Below are 19,289 nucleotides of genomic sequence, written 5' to 3' on the forward strand. Positions count from 1 at the left end.
GGCCTGCGCGATGACCAACCCGTCGCCGGACGGCACCGGGGACCGTCCGGCTCTCGGCCGGGTCGTCGCCGTCGACCCGGACAAGTTCGCCGAGGCGTACTGGGGGCGCCAGCCGCTGCTCACCCGCGCCGACGAGCTGGCCGGGCCGGACGGCTTCCGTGACCTGCTGTCCCCGGAGGCGGTCGACGAACTACTCAGCGAGCGCGGGCTGCGTACCCCGTTTCTGCGGGTGGCCAACCAGGGCACCGTGCTGCCGGCCTCGGCGTTCACCGCCTCCGGCGGCGCCGGCGCCGAGATCGCCGACCAGGTCGCCGACGATAAGATCATGCGCCTGTACGCCGACGGCGCCACCCTCGTGCTGCAGGGCCTGCACCGCCTCTGGCCGCCGCTGATCCGATACGCGGGCCGCCTCGGCGAGGAACTGCGCCAGCCGCTTCAGGTCAACGCCTACCTGACGCCGGCCGGCAACAAGGGCTTCGCGACCCACTACGACACCCACGACGTCTTCGTGCTGCAGGTCGACGGGACCAAGCGCTGGCGCATCCACGAGCCGGTACTGCCCGAGCCGCTGGAACGCCAGGCCTGGGGCGGCCGCGCCGACGAGGTCGATGCCGTCGCCGAGGGCCCCGCCGCGCTGGACGTCGTCCTCGCCCCGGGCGACGCCCTCTACCTGCCGCGCGGCTGGCTCCACTCGGCGCGGGCGCAGGGGGAGCGGTCGCTGCATCTGACCTTCGGCGTCCGGGCACTCACCCGGTACGCGATCGTCGAGGAACTGCTCACCCTCGCGGCCCGGAACCAGCGGCTGCGCGCGACGCTGCCGTACAGGATGGACGTGGCGGACGCCGGCCAGGTCGCCCCGGAGCTCACCGAGACGGTCGCGGTGCTGCGGGAGTGGCTGCTCACCGCCGAACCGGCCGAGATCGCCGAGCGGCTGCGGGAGCGGGCGTGGCCCGCGAAGCGCCCGGCGCCGGTGCGTCCGCTGGCTCAGCTCGCCCACGCCGAGGGCCTCGGCCCCGGCGGCCTGGTCACGGTCCGCGAGGGACTGCGCTGGGACCTGAGCGAGGACGGTCCGGACCATGTGGTGCTGCGGCTGACCGGGCGCACGCTGCGCCTGCCGGCGTATTGTGCGCCGGCCGTACGGACGGCGCTCGACGGCCGGACCCACCGGGTGGGCGACCTGCCCGGCCTCGACGACGACGCCGACCGCCTGGTCCTGGCCCGCCGCCTGCTGCGCGAGGCCGTCCTGGTCCCGGCCTGACCGGCCCGGCCGGTGGCGTGCGCCGCGGGGCCATGCGCCCGCGCGACGCGCGGCTCGCCCGCCTGGGTGGAGTCAGCCGGCGCCCGCGTTGGCGCGGACGGCGGCGAGGATGATGCCGGCCGTGACCAGGGCGGCGATGAGGACCGTGGCGACCGCCGAGGCGTCGAGCGGGGTACCGCCGCGGTCCGCGACCCGCTTGGCCGCGACGACCGCGAGGATCGGACCGAGCAGTGCCACGATCAGCGCCACCACCGGCAGTCCCACGGCCAGGTCGCCGCCGCCCTCGCGGCCCGCCCAGCGCAGCAGCGACCATGCCGCGAGCCCGATGGCACCGCCGAGGGCACCGAGTCCCGTGTACAGGAAGGTCGCGCCCTTCAGCGGCTTGGCCGGCGGCGCCCAGGCCGCGGTGGTCGCCGCCTCCTGCAGATAATCCTCCGCGTCGCGGTCCCGCTGCCGGGGGACCGCCGGCTGCGGCGCCCGGGCGAAGCGGTCCGCCACGCGCCCGGCCCGGTGCGAGAACTCCGCCCACAGGACGGCGACGCGAGCGTCGACCTCCTCGAGGCCGCGCTGCGCCGACCGGACGGCCGCCCTCGCCTCCTCGACCCGCCGGTCGGCCTGGCGCACCGCCTCGTCGGTCTCCCGCGCGCGGGTGTCGTGCCAGGTCCGCGCCTCGGCGCGGTGCGCCGCCGCCTCCTCGTCGAGGTGGGTCAGCTTGCGGATCACGCCACGATAGTCCGGGATACTGCGTTCGAGCACGCCGTCGTGGTCGGGAGCGGTCATGAGGGTCCATAGGGGATGATGACCTCGGCGCCACGGTGCACCGAGCGGTCGAAGTGCAGCGCCCGCCACGGTCTCGGATACCAGACGGGCGAGCCGTGCCCGGGGTAGTACGGCGCCAGTTCGCTGCCGTGCACGTCGAGCGCCACCCACGCGCCGATGACATCGGTCCGGGACGCCTGCCCGCCCAGCGTGTCGCGCAGCAGCGACGCCCCGCGCCACCACCCGAGGACGTGGACGCGCCGTTCAGGCCCCTGGCGCAGGATTCGGCGTAGCAGCTCGTGGGTGGCCGCAGGCGCGGCGTCGACCGCGTAGAGCAGCAGATGCAGCGGGCGGTCGGCGGCGGTGCCCTCGGTGGCCCGGGACGCCGCGTCCTCGAGCAGGAAGTCGACCGTGTCGCCGTCGTAGTAGCCGGTGTCGGCCGGTAGGACGCCGCGGAGCGCCTCGACCGCGGCGTGCGCGTCGGCGTCCAGGCAGGCCACCGCGAACTGCGCCGCACCCGGAGTGAACTGTGCGGCCAGTGAGCGCGCCGCGGTGTGCAGGATCGCGCACGCCTCGTCCACCCGCGTACCTATGATGGCGATGTTGCGGCCCGGCGCCCGGCGCAGCACCGTGCGCGCGGAGCGGGCCTCGACGTCGATGGTCTCGCCGAGCAGGACCACCGGCGCGGCCTGCGTCCCGGCCGCGAATCCCCGGAAGTCCGGGCTGTCGTCGAGGCGGGGGATCGCGTCGCCGTCGAAGAGCCGGGGCGGGGGAAGCTCCTGCGGACGCCGCCGCCACAACCGGTGCTGCAGGTCGCTCCAGCGTTCCCGGTCGCCGGCGTCCGGCACCCGGACCACCCGGTTGGCCTCCGTCGCGCCGGAGTCGGCGTTCACCACCGCGTGGTAGCGCGGCAGGACGTCGGCGGCGGTGTTCTGCTCTGCCAGCACCCGGCGGGCCCGGGGCAGGGCGATCCGCAGCGAGAACTGCGCCACCAGCGCCGGGCGGCCCCAGAGCGCCTCGATGCCCGACACGTCCTGGCTGGCCAGCACCAGATGGATGCCCTGGGAACGGCCTCGGCGGGCCAGGTCCTCCAGCAGTTCGACGGCCTCGGCGGCGACGGCGTCCCGGCCAGCGAGCAGCACCTGGAACTCGTCGACGACCGCCACGATCCGCGGCCACGCGCCGCCGGGATCCTCGGCGCGCAGCTCCGCCAGGTTGGTGACCTCGTGGCGCTTGGCGGCGTCGGCCCGGCCGCGCAGCTCGGCGCCGAGGAAACGCAGCAGGGCCAGGCCGAACTCGCGGTCGGTGTTGACGTTGACGCCGACCAGGCGGACGTGGGGCAGCCAACTCGGATCGCGCCGGCCCGGCGCGAACCGCGCGAAGGACACGCCCTCCTTGAAGTCCAACAGATAGAACGCCAGCTCGGCTGGGGAGTAGCGGGCGGCGAGCGCGCCCATCCAGGCGTAGATCAGGTTGGTCTTGCCGGTGCCCGACGGGCCGGCGATCAGCGCGTGCGGCGGATAGTCGGAGAGCGTCACGTGCACCGGGGCGCCCTGGGGGCTGTCGCCCAGCGGGGCGGTCAGCGCCCGGGCCGAACTCTCCTGCCACTCGCGCTCGGGCAGCAGGCTGTCCAGGGCGACCGGCGCGGGACCCGCCGCGACCGTGTCGGCGATCTGCCGGCAGGTGCGGGTGACCACCGTCGGGGGCGGGCCGGGGTCGAGCCGGACGGGCAGGTCGCCGGTGCCGCCCAGCCGCGCCCCGTCGCCGGGCACCGCGTCGACGATCTCGATGCCCGGACCGGCCGTCACGGGCAGGTCGCGCACGATCAGGTGCACGCCGCACGCCGCCCCGGTGCGCAGGATCCGGTCGAGCTGGCCGCGCTCGTGCCGGGACAGCTCGTCGGGGCGGCCGCCGCCGAGCAGGATCGCGACCCGCCAGGGTTCGGGCCGGCGGCCCGTCGCGGCCGCCAGCTCCCGCAGCGAGGAGTGCTCACCGGCCAGGACCGTCTCGTTGATCCGGCGTACGTGGTCGACCAGCTCGTCGAGCAGGGCGCCGAGCCCGCCCGGCCCGACGAAGCGCAGCACGCCGGCCGGGGCCAGCGGGGCGAAGCCGGCCAGCCCGCCGCCGAGCTGCTCGGGGTCGTACCCGGTGAGCGTGATCCGGCCCGGCTCGGCGCCGCCGAGCGCGCGCAGCAGCAGCCCGGCCACCACGTCGTCGCCGGTCGCGTCGTGGCCGCGGACCACGACGTGTCCGTGGTCCAGCAGCGGCACCAGGGCGGGCACCTCGTCGTCGTACGGCAGCAGCAGGCGCCCCACCCGCAGCTCCGGGGCGGGCGCGGGCGAGCCGGCCGGCGTGGGCCGCCAGCGCGACCAGGGCATCCCCGCCGCGCCGGGTGCGGCGAGGCGCGCGGTCTCGACGGCCGCGCCGGCCAGCTCGGCCAGCTCGCGTTCGCGCTGCTCGTCGATCTCCCGCAGCCGCTTGTCCCGCTCGTGGGCGAGGCGCTTGCGGCGCTCGCGGGCGGCGCCGGCGATCCGGGCCCGCCGGGTGACCGCCGCGTCGTGCTCCGTACGGGCCGCCTCCAGGGTGGCCTCGGCGACGCCGAGCGCGTGGGACAGCGCGGCACGGACCTCGACGACCTGCTGGGCGGTCGAGTCAGGCATCGGCGCCCCGGGTCCGCAGCGGCTCGGGCGCGTCCGGGTCCAGAGTGGCCGGATCGCGGCCCAGGCGGGCCAGCAGGACGCCGGTCAGCACGCTCGCGGTGACCGCCGAGTCGGCGGGGTGCGCGGGCGCCTGCGCCGTGGCCGGCGCCCGGCAGATGCGGGCGAGCAGGGTGTCGAGGACGGCCGGTGGGGTGCCCGGCAGCAGCGACTTGACCCGGCCCCCGGCAGCCGTCCGCAGCCGCGGAAGGTCCTCCGGCCGGGGCTCGTGGCCGAGCAGGTCACCGGCGAGCCGGTGCAGCACCGGGTTGCTGGCCGCGGAGAGGCCCAGGCCGGTGGCGGCGTCGACCCGGTGCAGGTCGCGGCCGAGCCGGGCGCGGTCGCCGGAGCGCACCCCGGCGGCGACCCGGCGCAGCAGCTCGGCGGTGCCGTTGGCGCGCCCGCCCGCGGCGCCGGCCTCCTGCGGCGGGGGCGGCGCCTCGCCGGTGAGCGTGGCGACCCGCTCCTGCCACCACGGTCCGAGCCGTTCCGACGGCGGCTCGTGCTGCTCGGGCCGGGGCGGGACCGGCTCGTCGTCCCTCAGGCCCGCCCGGTAGTCGTCGCCCGCCGCCGGCGCACCGCCGGACAGACCGAGCGCGGCCAGGTAGGCGGCGATCGCGTCCTGGGTGAGGCGCAACGCGGCGGCGGCGTGCTCGGCGTGCTCGGTGGCATTGCCGAGCTGGGGTACGCCCATCGGGTCCACGGACGTCTGGCGCACCCAGTTCAGCAGCTCGGAGGCGCTGCGCAGCCGTTCCATGGCCACCGACACGAGGCCGGTCGGCAGCTCGTCCGACGTGGACCTGAGCTGGGCGCCGAGTTCCTGCAGGAGTGACATCGGGTCAGAGGGTCGCCGTGTAGATCTGGGCCTGCTCGACCGCCAGCAGCGTGGCGCCGAGGCAATCCTCGAGCTGCTGGTCGGCCTGGGCGAGGGAGGCGTGTGCGGCGCCGACGGCGTCGTTGGCCGAGCCGTCGAGCGCGGCGGCCAGGCTCTGCTGGGCCTCACCGAGCTTCTCCCGGGCCGCCTGGATGGCCGCCTGTCCCTCGGTGACCTGGTGGAGCGCGGCGTCCACGGCCGCTCTGACCTCGGCGACGCTGGCCACTCGTGCAGCCTCCCGGTGAAATCGTCACGGTGTTACGCGCCCCAGCTTAGTCGTCCCTGATGGGCGGGTCGTCCCCCCGTGCGGAGTTTCCGCGCGGAACGCTGGTGGGGCCCCGTACTTCGGCGCCGAGGGTTGTCACCCGTTCGCGCAGACCGCGGTCGGCGGTGACCACGACGACCCGGCGGCCGGCACCCTCGGCGGCCACGAGCGCCACGATCGCGTCGTCACCGGAGCCGGTGGCGCGCTCGATGCGTACGCCCGGCGCGGCGGCGATGTCGCGGGCCCGGCCCTCCACGACCAGGACGAGTTCGACGGGGCCGGGCAGGTCCGGCAGCCCCGCGGCGGGCAGGAGGCGCAGCGCGTCCCGCAGCCGCGCGGTGGCTCCGGCGCGGTCCCTCCACCAGCCGTCCGGCTGCGAGCCGACGACGTTAGCGGCGTCCATGACCAGCAGCGGCACCGACATCCCAGCAGCGTCTCACACCCGCCACCGACGCCGGCTCTGACGCCGCGCCTCGCGGCGGCTTTCGGGCTGCGGTTGACGCCGGCTCTCCTGGGCCGGCGTCGGGTGGCGGCTCCCGCTCAGGCGGCGGTGAGCTGCTCGGCGCCGAGGTGCGGGTGGTCCTCGAGCCAGGCGAGGTAGCCGGGGTTGCGGGCCGAGGCCTCCAGGTACGCGTCCCGGGCCATGGTCATCAGGCGCGGGGCGACCTGCGCCGCCGGGCTGTCCGGATGCCAGCCCAGCACCTGCCGCCAGCGCAGCGGCGCGCCCTTGATCGGCAGGTGCACCAGTCCGGCCGGCGGTCGGAAGGTCGGCTGGCACAGCGCCAGCGCGACGCCGGACTCGGCCATGTCGACGCAGCCGCGGATGTCGGTCTCCAGGATCCGCCGGGGGGTGAAGCCGGCCCGGGCGCAGGCCGCCGCGAAGCAGTCGCCGAAGCAACCGCCGCCGGGGCCGCCCGCCCACTGTTCCTCGGCCAGCTCGGCGAGGTCGACCTCGACGCCCTTGGCCTGCGGATGGTCCTCCTGCATCAGCACGCAGACGCCGTCGACCGCGATGGTCTGCCAGACCAGCCCGTAGTCGGCCGAGGGGATGGCGTCGCCGCAGACCCCGACCTGGGCGTAGTCGAGCTTGCCCGCCAGCACCATGGTGGCCAGATCGTCCACGTAGTACGAGGCGTGGGTGGTGATCTGCGCCTCGGGCTGGGCCACGGACAGCCGGTGCACCATGCCGCCGATGACCGGGCCGCCGATCGAGCCGATCCGGTACCGGCTCATGGCGTTGTCCGAGCCGGCCCCGGCCAGCCGGGCCGCCTCGTCCTGCAGGCCCTTCATGGCCGGTAGCAGGACCCGGGCGCGAGAGAGCACGAGCTCGCCCAGCGCGGTGGGCCGTGCGCCCCGCCGGTCGCGTTCGAAGAGTGGTCCGCCCAGCGTTCGCTCGATGCGTTGCAGCTGCGCGGTCAGGGCCGGCTGGGCGAGCCCGAGCAGCGACGCCGCCTTCGTCACGCTGCCCGTCTCGGCGATGGCACAGACCACCTTGAGATGCCGCAGCTCCAGGTTCATAGCGTGACGGTAGGACGTTCGCGGGATATCGGCTAGACCTTCAGCCGATCGAAGATCCTCCACTTGTGACAAACGGGTTAACCAAAAGGACAGAAGCAGCTAACCAGTACGTTCGTACGGAAACATTATGTACGCCATTTATCACTATCAGTAAAGTTAGAGATCTTGGGGGTACGTGGTCCGCCCGCCGGCCACGTCCCGGACCTTGTCCACGATGGCCACCGCGGGGTCCACGACCTTGTTCCACGGCGGCGTCGCCGGGGTGCCCGGGTGCGGCCGGGTCGGCGCCGCCTCCTCCGCCAGCTCCACCCGGTTGCCCAGCCGGATCAGCTCCTCGGCCGACGCCATCCGCTGCAGCAGCGGCAGCAGCTCACCGGCGGCGGCGTCCGCGTGCCGGCGCAGCCGCCGCTCCACGTCCCGCGCCCGCTCGCGCCGCTCGCCGTCCCCGGCGGCCTCCAACAGCCGAAGCGACTCCAGCAGTGCCCGATCCTCGGCGATCTCCCGGATGACGAGCTGATCGCCGTCCGGCACGGCGGCGCGGACGGCGGGATAGACATACTGCTCCTCAGCGGACAGGTGCCGCGACAGCGCGGCGCTGACCACCTGCGCGAGCGCGCGTCGCCGTCCCGCGGCGGTGCCGTCGGAGATCAGCTCGTCGCAGAGCGCCAGTAGCTCGCGATGCTCACGGGACACCACGTCGGCCACGTTCGGGCCGGTGGACTCGCCGCCGACCGGCGGCAGCGGAGGCAGATGTACGGACACGCCCGCCTGGTACCCGCACCCGATCTCCGGCCAAACGCGCCGTGCGGAGAGCTGGTAAGAAGAGCGGATGGAACCAGTCAGCGCCGCCGACGAGGTCGTACGCATCTGCCGCGACCTGCTCCGGATCGACACCAGCAACACGGGCGACCCCCGGACCACCACCGGCGAGCGAGTCGCCGCCGAATACGTCGCCGCGCAGCTCACCGAGGTCGGCGTCGACGTCGCACTGCACGAGTCGGCGCCCCGGCGGGCGAACCTCGTCGCCCGGATCCCGGGCCGCGACCCGTCCCGCGGCGCCCTGCTCGTGCACGGTCACCTCGACGTCGTCCCCGCCGACGCGAGCGAATGGTCGGTGCCCCCGTTCTCCGGCGAGGAGAAGGACGGCTACCTGTGGGGCCGCGGCGCGATCGACATGAAGGACTTCGACGCGATGATGCTCGCCGTCGTCCGCAACTGGAAGCGCACCGGCGTCGTCCCTCCCCGCGACATCGTCCTCGCCTTCACCGCGGACGAGGAGGCGGGCATGGAGTACGGCTCCCAGTTCCTCGTCCGCGAGCACGCCGACCTGTTCGACGGCTGCACCGAGGCGATCGGCGAGGTGGGCGGGTTCTCGTACACGGTCAACGACGACCTGCGTCTCTACCTGGTCGAGACCGCCGAGAAGGGCATCGACTGGCTGCGCCTGCACGCCAAGGGCCGCCCCGGGCACGGCTCGTTCGTGCACGACGACAATGCCGTCACCGCCCTCGCCGAGGCCGTGGCCGCCGTCGGCCGGCACAAGTTCCCGATGGTCATCACCCCGACCGTGCGATCCTTCCTGGAACAGGCCTCCGAGGCCCTCGGTATCGAGCTCGACCCCGACGAGCCCGAGCTCGCCATCGCCAAGCTCGGGCCCATCGCCAACCTCATCGGCGCCACCGTGCGCAACACCGCCAACCCCACCCGGCTCGAGGCCGGCTACAAGGACAACGTCATCCCCGGCCGGGCGTCGGCCACCATCGACTGCCGCACCCTGCCCGGCCAGGCGGAACTCTTCCTCGAACAGCTCCGCGACGTGATCGGCCCGGACATCGAGATCGAGCACCTGCAGCGGCAGGCGGCCCTCGAGACCGGCTTCGACGGCGCCCTCGTCGAAGCCATGGGCGCCGCGCTGCGCGCCGAGGACCCGGGGGCGCGCGCCGTGCCGTACATGCTCTCCGGCGGCACCGACGCCAAGGCCTTCACCACCCTGGGCATCCGCTGCTTCGGCTTCGCCCCCCTCAAACTCCCCGCCGACCTGAACTTCTCCGCTTTGTTCCATGGCGTCGACGAGCGCGTCCCGGTCGAAGGACTACAGTTCGGCGTGCGTGTGCTCGACCGCCTGCTCCAGGCAAGCTGACTCGACCGCCTGACGCAGGCGAGCTGATGAGAGGACTTTGCTGACCATGACCGACCAGTACGCGGAGCTCGAAGCCGCCCTCGACCGTGTCGTGGAGGCCGCCAGGGCGCACCTGGCGGCGGTCAAGGCCGCCCAGGGCCGGGTGGACGACGACGACGTGTGGCAGGCCTACGTCGCCCTGAACAACACCTCCTACGCCTACGACGAGCAACTGCTCGACGCGTTCGGCGAAGTGACGCCGTGGGACGTCGAATCGATCGACCCCGACGAGGCCGACGCCCGCTTCGGCGCGTCCGCCGGCGCCGACGGCCACGCCTCCGCCGATCCGTACGCCCAGGTCATCTCGGTCCGCCAGCGCCGCGACTACCGGGTCCCGAGCGTGGCGGCCCTGCTGCGGGTCGCGGACGCCGCCCGCCGCAACCTGGTCCCGGAGGACGAGGAGCCCGGCGCGGTCGAGTCGGTCGGCGAGGCCGTCCTCGAACTGCTCCAGGCCGGCGACGGGTCACTGTCGTCGCTCGACGTGCCGGAGCTGGAGCCGCTCGACGGCCTGCTGACCGTGTCCGAGGTCAAGGAGCCCCTCGACCTGGAGGCGTTCCCGGACGAGGACGGCGCCGGCCCGTTCACCCCGGGCGCCGACGACCAGCTCGTCGGGCGGCTGGACGAGCACCCGTTCCTGCCCGATGAAGAAGACGAGCACGCGGGTCATCACTGATACATGGCCTCGCTGCGCTCGGCGGGCACTGCGCCCAAGGGCAGGTCGGTGTCGAGGACACCAAAACAGACCACGGCAAAGGGCGCCTAGTCTGTTTTGGCGCCCTCGACACCGACGGGCGCAGTGCGACTTTGGTCGCGGTCGAGACCGGCGTGCGACTTTTGGCGCCCTCGACACCGGCGGGCGCAGTGCGACTTTGGTCGCGGTCGAGACCGGCGTGCGACTTTTGGCGCCCTCGACACCGGCGGGCGCAGTGCGACTTTGGTCGCGGTCGAGACCGGCGTGCGACTTTTGGCGCCCTCGACACCGGCGGGCGCAGTGCGACTTTGGTCGCGGTGAGATCGTGCGCCGGGCCGGGCCGTTGTCAGGTGATCGACCCGTGGGGCTTGGCGGGGGCTGGAGGTGGCGGTCGCCCCTGAAGAGACGGAAGCCGGGCCCTCAAAGAGAGAGACCCGGCTGGGGGGTGCTGCCGACCTTGCGGCGGAGCATCACCTGCCGGGTTCCGTCGCGGAAGAGCTGGACTCGGGCCAGCTCCCATCCGGAGAACTCTGCCTGGATGGATAGCTGCGCCGTGGCGGTCAGACGATCGACATTCGAGGGCAACCGCAGCGGCGCGTATTCGTAGTCCATGGGTCTTAATATGCGTCAGCGGCGGGTGTGCCACCAGCCCCCGGGCCGGTCAGACCCTCACGTTCCGGGTAGCCGATCGGCACCGCCGAGACGTCGTCGAGGGCTCGGGCGATCTCGGCCGGCAGGGTGAGCTGCTCGCTGAGCAGTGCGCCCTGGAGCTGGCCGGCGGTGCGGGCACCCAGGATGGGCGCCGCCACGCCCGGGCGGTCACGGATCCACGCCAGCGCCACCTCCAGGGGTTCGACGCCCAGGCCGGAGGCGGCCGTCACCACCGCCTCGACGATGCTGGAGCTGCGGGGCTCGAGATAGGTCCGTACGAACGGCGCCAGATGTTCCGTCGCGGCGCGGGAGTCCAGCGGGCGGCCGTTGCGGTACTTGCCGGTCAGCACGCCGCGGCCCAGCGGCGACCAGGGCAGCACGCCGATGCCCAGGGCCGCCGCGGCCGGCAGGACCTCGCGTTCGATGCCGCGTTCGAGCAGCGAGTATTCGACCTGGGTGGCCACGATGGGGGTGCGGCCCGGGAAGGCCCGCTGCCAGGTGGCGACCTGCGCGGTCTGCCAGCCGGCGAGGTTCGACACGCCCACGTAGCGGACCCGGCCGGTGTGCACGGCGTGGTCCAGCGCGGCGAGGGTCTCCTCCAGTGGGGTGTGCGGGTCGTAGCCGTGCAACTGCCACAGGTCCACGTAGTCGGTGCCCAGCCGGCGCAGCGACGCGTCAAGGGTGCGCAGCAGATGCCCCCGGGAGCTGTCGCGCCGCCGGTGCGGCGTGTGGCCCAGCCCGGCCTTGGTGGCGATCAGCAGCTCGTCGCGGGGCGCCAGGGGGCCGAGCAACGAGCCGATGACCGCTTCGGCGTCGCCGTCGCCGTACACGTCGGCGGTGTCGACCAGCGTGCCGCCGGCGTCCAGGAAGAGCTTGAGTTGTGCGGCCGCGTCGTCGGCGTCCGTGTCGCGTCCCCAGGTCATGGTGCCGAGGGCGAGCCGGGAGACCGCCAACCCGCTTCGGCCGAGCGGTCGCTGTTGCATGGGTGAACCTTATTCAGGCGCGGTCACCGGCGGAACGCCCGTGGCAGGTCGATGAGGCGTCGGGTACGCGACCAAGTCCGGCGAAGATCACACTGTGTGTTCGCCTAGGCTGCTTATTGCGGAGTATTGGTGCTCCGGCAGCAGGAACGGGAGGATCCGTGCGGCTCGGACTCAACCTCGGTTACCAGACCTCGTGGACCACACCCGCCGATCACCTGGCGATGGCCCAGGAGGCCGACCGGCTCGGTTACTCGGTGGTGTGGACGGCGGAGGCGTACGGCTCGGATTCTCCCAGCATGCTGGCGTGGATCGCCGGGCAGACCGAACGCATCGACGTCGGCGCCGCGGTCATGCAGATCCCGGCCCGCACGCCGGCGATGACCGCGATGACCGCCGCGACCATCGACACGCTCTCCGGCGGCCGGTTCCGCCTCGGCCTCGGCGTGTCCGGCCCGCAGGTCTCCGAGGGCTGGCACGGCGTACGGTTCGCCAAGCCGCTGGCCCGCACCCGCGAGTACGTCGACATCGTCAAGCTCGCCATCGCGCGCAAGCCCGTCGCGTACGACGGGGAGCACTACCGGCTCCCGCTGCCGGACGGGGCCGGGAAGGCGCTGCGGCTGGGCTTCCACCCGCCGCGCAAGGCCGTACCCATCTATCTCGCGGCCGTGGGACCCAAGAACCTGGAGCTGGCCGGCGAGATCTCCGACGGCTGGCTGGCGGTCTTCTTCGCGCCGGACGCCGCGGAGGAGAGCCTGCAGCACATCCGGCGCGGGCGGGAGAAGATCGGGGCCGGGCTCGACGGCTTCGACGTCTGCCCCAGCGTGCCCGTCATGATCGGCGACGACATCGCCGCGTGCGCCGACGTGATCCGCTTCTACGCCGCGCTCTACGTCGGTGGCATGGGCAGCCGGGAGCAGAACTTCTACAACCAGCTCGCGGTGCGGATGGGCTACGCGGACGAGGCCAGGAAGGTCCAGGACCTCTACCTCGCCGGCAACCACCGCGAGGCGGCCGAGGCCGTGCCGCAGGAGTTCATCGAGCGTACGTCCCTGATCGGCCCGAAGGAGCGGGTCACGGAGCGGATCCGCGAGTTCGCCGCGGCCGGCGTGACCACGCTGTCGGTGAGCCTGTTCGTGCCCGACCGCGACAGCGGCATCGAGAACCTGCGGGCGCTGGCCGAGGCCTACGAGGCGTCCGGCGTGGCCGGGTAGCCGTGGCCACCGTCCTGCTCCTGCGCCACGGCCGCACCACCGCGAACGCCAGCGGCGGGCTGGCCGGGCGGCTGCCGGTCGAGCTCGACGACATCGGCCGTGATCAGGCCGTACGGGTCGGCGAGCGGCTGCGCAAGCTGCCGCTCGCCGCGGTGGTGAGCAGCCCGCTGATCCGCTGCCGGCAGACCCTCGACCTGGCCCTGCCCGACGCGGCCCCGGTGGTCGACGAGGGGCTCATCGAATGCGGGTACGGCGACTGGGAGGGCAAGCCGCTCAAGGAACTGGCTAAGGAGTCGCTCTGGCCGGTGGTCCAGCAGCATCCGAGTGCCGTGGTGTTCCCCGGCGGGGAGGCGATGGCGGCCATGTCGGCGCGCGCGGTGGCCACGATCCGGCGCTGGGACGCCGAGGTGACCGCCGAGCACGGTCCCGAGGCACTCTGGCTCGCCTGCAGCCACGGCGACGTGATCAAGGCGATCGTCGCCGACGCGATGGGGCTGCACCTCGACGAGTTCCAGCGCATCGTGGCCGACCCGGCGTCGTTGAGCGTGATCCGTTACACGCCCACCCGGCCCTTCCTGGTCCGGCTCAACGACACCGCCGACCTGGCCGGTCTGGTGCCTCCGCCGCGGACGGCCGGGCAGGCCGTGGAACCGGCCGCGCAGTCCGACGCCGCCGTGGGCGGCGGCGCCGGAGCGGGTGTCTGAACACCCCGTGTGACCCATGTGTCGGCAGCGTGTCACCGCTGCCGACACTCACGTTGCGCCCTCGGCGAACCGGCCCGGTGCGCTGCGCGCTCGCGTACGCGGGCGGATAGGGTCGTTGTCATGACCCACCAGGTGCATGCCTTCGAGCCGCCTGAGCGGTTCGTCGCCGGGACGGTGGGCGAGCCGGGCGACCGGACATTCTTCCTCCAGGCCCGCGGCGGCGGGCGGGTGGTCAGCGTGGCGCTGGAGAAGGTCCAGGTGTCGCTGCTCGCCGAGAAGCTCGAGGAGTTGCTCACCGAGGCCAGCCGGCGCTTCGGCGTCGAGCTGCCCGAGACGTCGCCGCTGTCGGCCAACGACAACGAGCCGCTCGACACCCCGGTCGACGAGGAGTTCCGCGTCGGCACGCTGGGGCTCGCCTTCGACGTCGACACCACGACGGTCGTCATCGAGGCGATCGAGGCCGGCGAGGGCGACGCGGAGGCCGATCTCGGCGGCGACGAGGACGACGAGGAACCGCTCGACGACGACGAGGACGACGAGCCGGACGACGACCTCGACCGCTTGCGCGTACGCCTCACCCCCGAGGCGACCCGCGCGTTCATCGACCGCGCCCGGCGGGTCGTCGCGGCCGGCCGGCCGCCGTGCCCGCTCTGCGGCCAGCCGCTCGACCCGGCGGGCCACCTCTGTCCCCGGCACAACGGCTATCACCGGTGACGACGGAGTCCGCTTCCGTGCTCGCCGAGGAGGACGCCCTCGAGCTGCTCACCCGGGGGACCCTGGAGCTCGAGGGCCGGTTGGTCGACGCCTCCAACACCACGCTGCGCGCCGAGATCACCCTCGACGGCCTCAGCCGCCGCTGCGTCTACAAGCCGGTGCAGGGCGAACGCCCGCTGTGGGACTTCCCGGACGGCACCCTCGCCGGCCGTGAGGTGGCGGCGTTCCTGGTCTCCCAGGCCACGGGCTGGGCTCTGGTGCCGCCCACGATCCTGCGCGACGGGCCGCTCGGGCCGGGCGCCTGCCAGCTCTGGATCGACGAGCCGGCCGACGCCGAGGCGCTGATCGGCTTCGTTCCGGCGTACGACGTGCCGCAGGGCTGGTTCCCGGTCGCCGCGGCCCGCGACTCCGACGGCGACGCGTACGCGCTGGCCCACGCCGACGACCCCCGGCTGGCCCGCCTGGCCCTGCTCGACGCGGTCATCAACAACGCCGACCGCAAGGGCGGTCACGTGCTGTACGCCGCCGGCGGCGGCGTCCACGGCGTCGACCACGGGGTCTCCTTCCACGTGGAGAACAAGCTGCGCACGGTGCTCTGGGGCTGGACCGGCAAGCCGATCCCCGAGGAGTCGCTCGACGTGCTGCGCCGGCTCGGGGAGCGGCTCGACGCGGGGCTGGGGGAGCGGCTCGAGGAGCACCTGACGGTGTCGGAGGTGCAGCACGCGCGGCTGAGGGTGCGCAGGCTGGTACGGGCGGCACGGTTCCCCGAGCCGCCGCAGGACTGGCCGGCCGTGCCGTGGCCACCGATCTGAGCGCTCTGAGTCTTTACTCACGCCCGTGCGGAAGTGTCGGAGGGGCTCGATAGGCTTTTGACCATGGACGCTTGGACCGGGCACGACGTGCCGACCCTGCCGGGAGAAGCAACTCCGCCGGCCCTGTTCGACTCGGCCCGCCGCAGGATCGCCCCGACCATGCCGGGTCGCACCGCGACGATGTACGTCTGCGGGATCACCCCCTACGACGCGACCCATCTCGGCCACGCCGCCACGATGATCACGTTCGACCTGGTCCAGCGCGCCTGGCGCGACGCCGGCCTCGACGTGCGCTACGTCCAGAACGTCACCGACATCGACGACCCGCTGCTCGAGCGCGCCACCCGCGACGGCGAGGACTGGATCGTGCTGGCGATGCGCGAGACCGCCCTGTTCCGCGAGGACATGGAGGCGCTGCGGATCATCCCGCCCGCGCACTACGTCGGCGCGGTGGAGTCCATCCCGGCGATCGCCGCGCACGTGCGTGAGCTGGTCGCCGACGGCGCGGCGTACACGCTCGACGACGGCACCGGCGACGTCTACTTCTCCGTCGCGACGGCGCCCTCCTTCGGCTACGAGTCCCATCTGTCGCGCGACGAGATGCTCAAGCTGTCCGCGGAACGCGGCGGCGACCCGGAGCGTCCCGGCAAGCGCGACCCCCTCGACCCGCTGCTGTGGCGCGGCGCCCGCGACGGCGAGCCGGCCTGGGACGGCGGCGACCTCGGCCCGGGCCGTCCGGGCTGGCACATCGAGTGCGCGACCATCGCCCTCGGCCTGCTCGGCACCACCATCGACGTCCAGGGCGGCGGCAACGACCTGCTCTACCCCCACCACGAGTGCTCCGCGGCCCACGCCGAGCGCCTCACCGGCGCGGCGCCGTTCGCCGCCCACTACGTCCACGCCGGCATGATCGGCCTCGACGGCGAGAAGATGTCCAAGTCCAAGGGCAACCTCGTCTTCGTGTCCCGCCTCCGCGGCGACGGCGTCGACCCGATGGCCATCCGCCTCGGCCTGATGACGGACCACTACCGCGCCGACCGCCAGTGGACCGACGACGTCCTCAAGACGGGGCAGCTTCGTCTGGCGCGCTGGCGCGAGGCGGCGTCCGCGCCGTCCGGCCCGTCCGGTGAGGGCCTGCTGGCGTCGGTCCGCGAGGCACTGCACCAGGATCTCGACACGCCGGCGGCGCTCGCGCTGGTCGACGCCTGGGCGGAGGCGGCGCTGTCCGGAGCCGGCGACGATCCGGCCGCACCGGCCCTCGTGGCCAGGACGGTCGACGCGCTCCTCGGCGTCCGCCTGTAACGGCCCGCCGGGCCGCGCTCACAGCACCCTCTCCATCACCAGGGTGGGGCGGCCCTCGGCCCGATCCGGGTGCTTCGGGGCTGCGTCTTTCGCGGTGGGCGGCGTGGGGCTGCGCTGGTGCGGCTCGTCCGATGTGGTCCGGCCCGGCGTCGTGGCCTCGGGCGCGGTGCGTCGGCCGCCGTCACGCGAGGCTAAGGCCGGGATCCGGGTCCGGCTCGGGGACGGGCGCCGGGATCCGGTACTCCTCGGTCAGCGTCGTCATCGGACCGGGCCACGTCGCCTGCGCCACCTCGATCGGCTTGCGCGTCTCGTCGAAGGCGACGTGCACGAGGTGCAGCACCGGCGTGTCCGGCCGGATCTGCAGGATCTCCGCCTCTTCCCGGCTCGGCTGGCGGGCGCTGATCGTGTCCGTCGCCGAGGCGTACCGGCGGCCGATCGCCTTCTCCGCCTCCTGGTAGAGCGGGCGGCCGAAGGCCTCCGCGCGTTCCAGGGAGGTGCCGGTCGTGTCGGTCACCCGGAACCAGGAGGCGCCGACCTCGACGGTCGCGTCGTCGGCGCGCACGACGTGGCGCCGCACCAACATCTCGGTGCCGTCGCGGACGCCGAACGCGTCGGCGACCTCCGGCGGTGCGGCCTCGCGGCCGACGCGGGTGAGCTGCTGGCGGTACCGCGCGGCGAGGTCGGCATGGTAACCGCGGTGCGCGCCGTAGCGGCCGCGGGAGAGGCGGTTGAGACGGCGTCGGGTGCCGCGGACGTACGTGCCGGAGCCCGGCTTGGTGATCAGGATGCCCTCGACCCGCAACTGGTCGACCGTCCGTTGCACCGTCTGCTTGGCCACGCCGAACATCTCGGCCATGGCCGGGATCGACGGCAGCCGTTCGCCGGGCTGCCAGTCGCCGCGCCGGATGCGCTCTTTGAGCTGGGCGGCGATCTGCCGATGCGGGAACTCGGCGGCGCCGGGATTGATCGTCATGCTCCGACCTCCAGACCCTAGGTTCCTAGGATGCCCTACCAGGTGTGCGCCGCCCCGCATCGACACGCCGGGAAATCGACACGCCGGAACTTGACGGCCCGCCGGGGCGCCCTGGAGACGTCGCCCCGGAACTTGACGCCCCGAGCGGAACTTCACGAGCTGCCCGGAAGTTGACGGCCTGCCCGGGGACTCTGGAGACGTCGCCTGGGATCTGACGGCCGCGCCGTGTGACCGCCTTCGGCGCCGAGCCGGGATCGCTTCCGCCGAGCGGCACCTGCCGGTCGGCGGGCTTCCGGGTGACCACTAGGCTGTCTCGCCATGGAGGCTCTGCGGTTGGTCCTGCGCTATGCGCATCTCATCGGCTTCGCGCTGCTGCTCGGCGGTGCGATCGTCCAGTTCGTCTCGGGCAAGCTGCGGATCAACCCGGCCATGCTGTGGGGCGCGGTCATCCAGGTGCTGACCGGCCTCGCCCTGTCCGCACCGCTGCGGGGTGGCGGCGACGCGGAGCCCAGCCCGGTCAAGCTCGCCGTGAAGCTGGTCATCGCGATCATGATCTTTGTGATGGTGTTCGTCCCGTGGCGGCGCAAGCGGGAGGACGTCAACCGGGGGCACTTCCTCGGCATCATCGGCATGACCCTGATCAACGCCGCCGTCGCGACCTTCTGGCACTAGTCCGGCTGGCACCGGTCCGGCTGGCACTAGTCCGGACCATTCCCCACGGCCCCGCGAAGAGTCGCGGGACCGTGGCGGCCTCCTACCAGGATCCGGCGGTCGGTCCGGCCGAGCCGCCGCGCCGGCGCAGGTACTTCTCGAACTCGCTGGCGATCTCGTCGCCGGTCAGCGGCTTGATGCCCTCGTCGCCGACGCGTTCCTCGAGCTCGCGGACGTACTCGCCGAGTTCGGCGTCCTGCTCCGCGGCGGCCCGGACGCGCTTCTCCCACTCGTCGGCCTCCTCGGCGAGGTCCGCGAGCGGCACCGGCAGGTCGAGCACGTCCTCGAGGCGGCTGAGCAGCGCGAGCGTCGCCTTCGGGCAGGGCGGGTTGTTGGCGTAGTGGGGGACGTGCACCCAGAAGGACAGAGCGTCGAGCTGGGCGCGCCCGGCGGCCTCCTGGAGGACGCCGACGATGCCGGTGGGGCCGTCGTAGCGGGTCGGCACGACCTTGTACTTCTCGGCGACCGCCTTCTCCGTCGCGGTGCCGCTGATCGGCAGGGGCCGCGTGTACGGCACGTCCGCCAGCAACGCGCCCAGCAGCACGACCCGGTCGACCTCCAGGCTGTGGCAGACTTCGAGGATCTGCTCGCAGAAGGTGCGCCATTTCATGCTCGGCTCGATGCCCCGGATGAGCACCACGTCACGCTCGGTGCCGGGCGGGCTGGCCACGCTGAACCGGGTGGTGGGCCATTCGATCTTGCGGGTCTCACCCTCCGCCATGGTGATGTTGGGGCGGCTGACCTGGAAGTCGTAGAACTCCTCCGGGTCGATGGTGGTGATCTCGCGGGCCTGCCACACCTGCTCGAGGTGCTCCACCGCGGCCGTCGACGCGTCGGCGGCGTCGTTCCACCCCTCGAAAGCGGCGATCGCCACGGGGGAGCGCAGCAAGGGGAGGCCGTCGAACTCTGTCACGATGCCAACCTTTCGTACCTCAGTACCCAGAGCCTACGTGCCGTCACAGAATCCCACTCGGCGGCCGCGCCGTGC

Annotated in this window: 20 protein-coding genes; 9 read left to right on the forward strand and 11 right to left on the reverse strand. The window is 73.5% G+C overall.

All coding sequences use genetic code 11. The annotated features are described in order from the left end of the window. The first annotated feature begins 10 nt into the window (after positions 1 to 10). Entirely contained in the window at positions 11 to 1,258 is a 1,248-nt protein-coding gene (locus EDD30_RS36055; RefSeq protein ID WP_071809316.1) for a cupin domain-containing protein, read from the forward strand. 72 nt (positions 1,259 to 1,330) lie between these two features. On the opposite strand, the gene EDD30_RS36060 is transcribed toward EDD30_RS36055, so the two are convergent. The 7 genes from EDD30_RS36060 to EDD30_RS36090 all read right to left on the reverse strand — a co-directional run bounded on the left by EDD30_RS36060 (position 1,331) and on the right by EDD30_RS36090 (position 8,132). After that, positions 1,331 to 2,038, reverse strand: coding sequence for a hypothetical protein (locus tag EDD30_RS36060; RefSeq protein ID WP_071809317.1), 708 nt, complete (start codon positions 2,036 to 2,038; stop codon positions 1,331 to 1,333). Then, entirely contained in the window at positions 2,035 to 4,677 is a 2,643-nt protein-coding gene (locus tag EDD30_RS36065; protein ID WP_123678711.1) for an FtsK/SpoIIIE domain-containing protein, read from the reverse strand. The genes EDD30_RS36060 and EDD30_RS36065 overlap by 4 nt, the downstream gene beginning before the upstream one ends. Continuing rightward, positions 4,670 to 5,548: a hypothetical protein gene (locus EDD30_RS36070; protein WP_123678712.1), complete on the reverse strand. Its 879-nt coding sequence runs from the start codon at positions 5,546 to 5,548 to the stop codon at positions 4,670 to 4,672. The genes EDD30_RS36065 and EDD30_RS36070 overlap by 8 nt, the downstream gene beginning before the upstream one ends. A 4-nt stretch (positions 5,549 to 5,552) precedes the next feature. Beyond that, complete coding sequence (locus EDD30_RS36075) at positions 5,553 to 5,813, reverse strand: hypothetical protein (RefSeq protein ID WP_071806947.1); 261 nt, start codon at positions 5,811 to 5,813, stop codon at positions 5,553 to 5,555. A 46-nt stretch (positions 5,814 to 5,859) separates the two neighbouring features. After that, entirely contained in the window at positions 5,860 to 6,276 is a 417-nt protein-coding gene (locus EDD30_RS36080) for a hypothetical protein (RefSeq protein WP_071806948.1), read from the reverse strand. A 116-nt stretch (positions 6,277 to 6,392) separates the two neighbouring features. Continuing rightward, entirely contained in the window at positions 6,393 to 7,370 is a 978-nt protein-coding gene (locus tag EDD30_RS36085; RefSeq protein ID WP_071806949.1) for a LysR family transcriptional regulator, read from the reverse strand. Positions 7,371 to 7,526: 156 nt separating this feature from the next. Then, positions 7,527 to 8,132, reverse strand: a complete 606-nt coding sequence (locus EDD30_RS36090; protein WP_071806950.1) for a hemerythrin domain-containing protein — start codon at positions 8,130 to 8,132, stop codon at positions 7,527 to 7,529. A gap of 67 nt (positions 8,133 to 8,199) precedes the next feature. Between EDD30_RS36090 and EDD30_RS36095 the strand changes: the two genes are divergently transcribed. Both EDD30_RS36095 and EDD30_RS36100 read left to right on the forward strand, forming a co-directional pair. Further along, complete coding sequence (locus EDD30_RS36095; protein ID WP_071806951.1) at positions 8,200 to 9,510, forward strand: M20/M25/M40 family metallo-hydrolase; 1,311 nt, start codon at positions 8,200 to 8,202, stop codon at positions 9,508 to 9,510. A gap of 46 nt (positions 9,511 to 9,556) precedes the next feature. Beyond that, positions 9,557 to 10,222 (forward strand): hypothetical protein, encoded by a 666-nt coding sequence (locus EDD30_RS36100; protein WP_071806972.1) that lies wholly within the window; start codon positions 9,557 to 9,559, stop codon positions 10,220 to 10,222. Between the two features lie 438 nt (positions 10,223 to 10,660). On the opposite strand, the gene EDD30_RS36105 is transcribed toward EDD30_RS36100, so the two are convergent. Both EDD30_RS36105 and EDD30_RS36110 read right to left on the reverse strand, forming a co-directional pair. Continuing rightward, on the reverse strand, positions 10,661 to 10,852 hold the full coding sequence (locus tag EDD30_RS36105; protein WP_071806952.1) for a DUF5703 family protein: 192 nt from the start codon (positions 10,850 to 10,852) through the stop codon (positions 10,661 to 10,663). A gap of 5 nt (positions 10,853 to 10,857) precedes the next feature. Beyond that, a complete protein-coding gene (locus EDD30_RS36110) occupies positions 10,858 to 11,874 on the reverse strand; it encodes an aldo/keto reductase (protein ID WP_071806953.1) in 1,017 nt (338 codons plus the stop codon). A 158-nt stretch (positions 11,875 to 12,032) separates the two neighbouring features. Between EDD30_RS36110 and EDD30_RS36115 the strand changes: the two genes are divergently transcribed. From EDD30_RS36115 to mshC, 5 genes are all read left to right on the forward strand, one after another. Further along, positions 12,033 to 13,085: an LLM class F420-dependent oxidoreductase gene (locus EDD30_RS36115; protein WP_071806954.1), complete on the forward strand. Its 1,053-nt coding sequence runs from the start codon at positions 12,033 to 12,035 to the stop codon at positions 13,083 to 13,085. A gap of 2 nt (positions 13,086 to 13,087) precedes the next feature. Beyond that, positions 13,088 to 13,789, forward strand: a complete 702-nt coding sequence (locus EDD30_RS36120) for a histidine phosphatase family protein (protein ID WP_071806955.1) — start codon at positions 13,088 to 13,090, stop codon at positions 13,787 to 13,789. A gap of 120 nt (positions 13,790 to 13,909) precedes the next feature. Continuing rightward, positions 13,910 to 14,503 (forward strand): DUF3090 domain-containing protein, encoded by a 594-nt coding sequence (locus EDD30_RS36125; protein WP_071806956.1) that lies wholly within the window; start codon positions 13,910 to 13,912, stop codon positions 14,501 to 14,503. Further along, complete coding sequence (locus EDD30_RS36130; protein WP_071806957.1) at positions 14,500 to 15,315, forward strand: SCO1664 family protein; 816 nt, start codon at positions 14,500 to 14,502, stop codon at positions 15,313 to 15,315. Before EDD30_RS36125 ends, EDD30_RS36130 begins: the two co-directional genes overlap by 4 nt. A gap of 63 nt (positions 15,316 to 15,378) precedes the next feature. Then, on the forward strand, positions 15,379 to 16,617 hold the full coding sequence (gene mshC / locus EDD30_RS36135; RefSeq protein ID WP_071806958.1) for a cysteine--1-D-myo-inosityl 2-amino-2-deoxy-alpha-D-glucopyranoside ligase: 1,239 nt from the start codon (positions 15,379 to 15,381) through the stop codon (positions 16,615 to 16,617). Between the two features lie 181 nt (positions 16,618 to 16,798). On the opposite strand, the gene EDD30_RS36140 is transcribed toward mshC, so the two are convergent. Then, positions 16,799 to 17,590 carry a GntR family transcriptional regulator gene (locus EDD30_RS36140; RefSeq protein WP_071806959.1) on the reverse strand — a complete coding sequence of 264 codons (792 nt, stop codon included), beginning with the start codon at positions 17,588 to 17,590 and terminating at the stop codon, positions 16,799 to 16,801. 318 nt (positions 17,591 to 17,908) lie between these two features. Between EDD30_RS36140 and EDD30_RS36145 the strand changes: the two genes are divergently transcribed. After that, positions 17,909 to 18,262, forward strand: coding sequence for a hypothetical protein (locus EDD30_RS36145; RefSeq protein ID WP_071806960.1), 354 nt, complete (start codon positions 17,909 to 17,911; stop codon positions 18,260 to 18,262). 82 nt (positions 18,263 to 18,344) lie between these two features. Here the strand turns inward: EDD30_RS36145 and EDD30_RS36150 are convergent, their stop codons facing one another. Next, complete coding sequence (locus EDD30_RS36150) at positions 18,345 to 19,214, reverse strand: PAC2 family protein (protein ID WP_071806961.1); 870 nt, start codon at positions 19,212 to 19,214, stop codon at positions 18,345 to 18,347. Positions 19,215 to 19,289 lie beyond the last annotated feature (75 nt).

The organism is Couchioplanes caeruleus (genome assembly GCF_003751945.1).
Lineage (GTDB): Bacteria > Actinomycetota > Actinomycetes > Mycobacteriales > Micromonosporaceae > Actinoplanes > Actinoplanes caeruleus.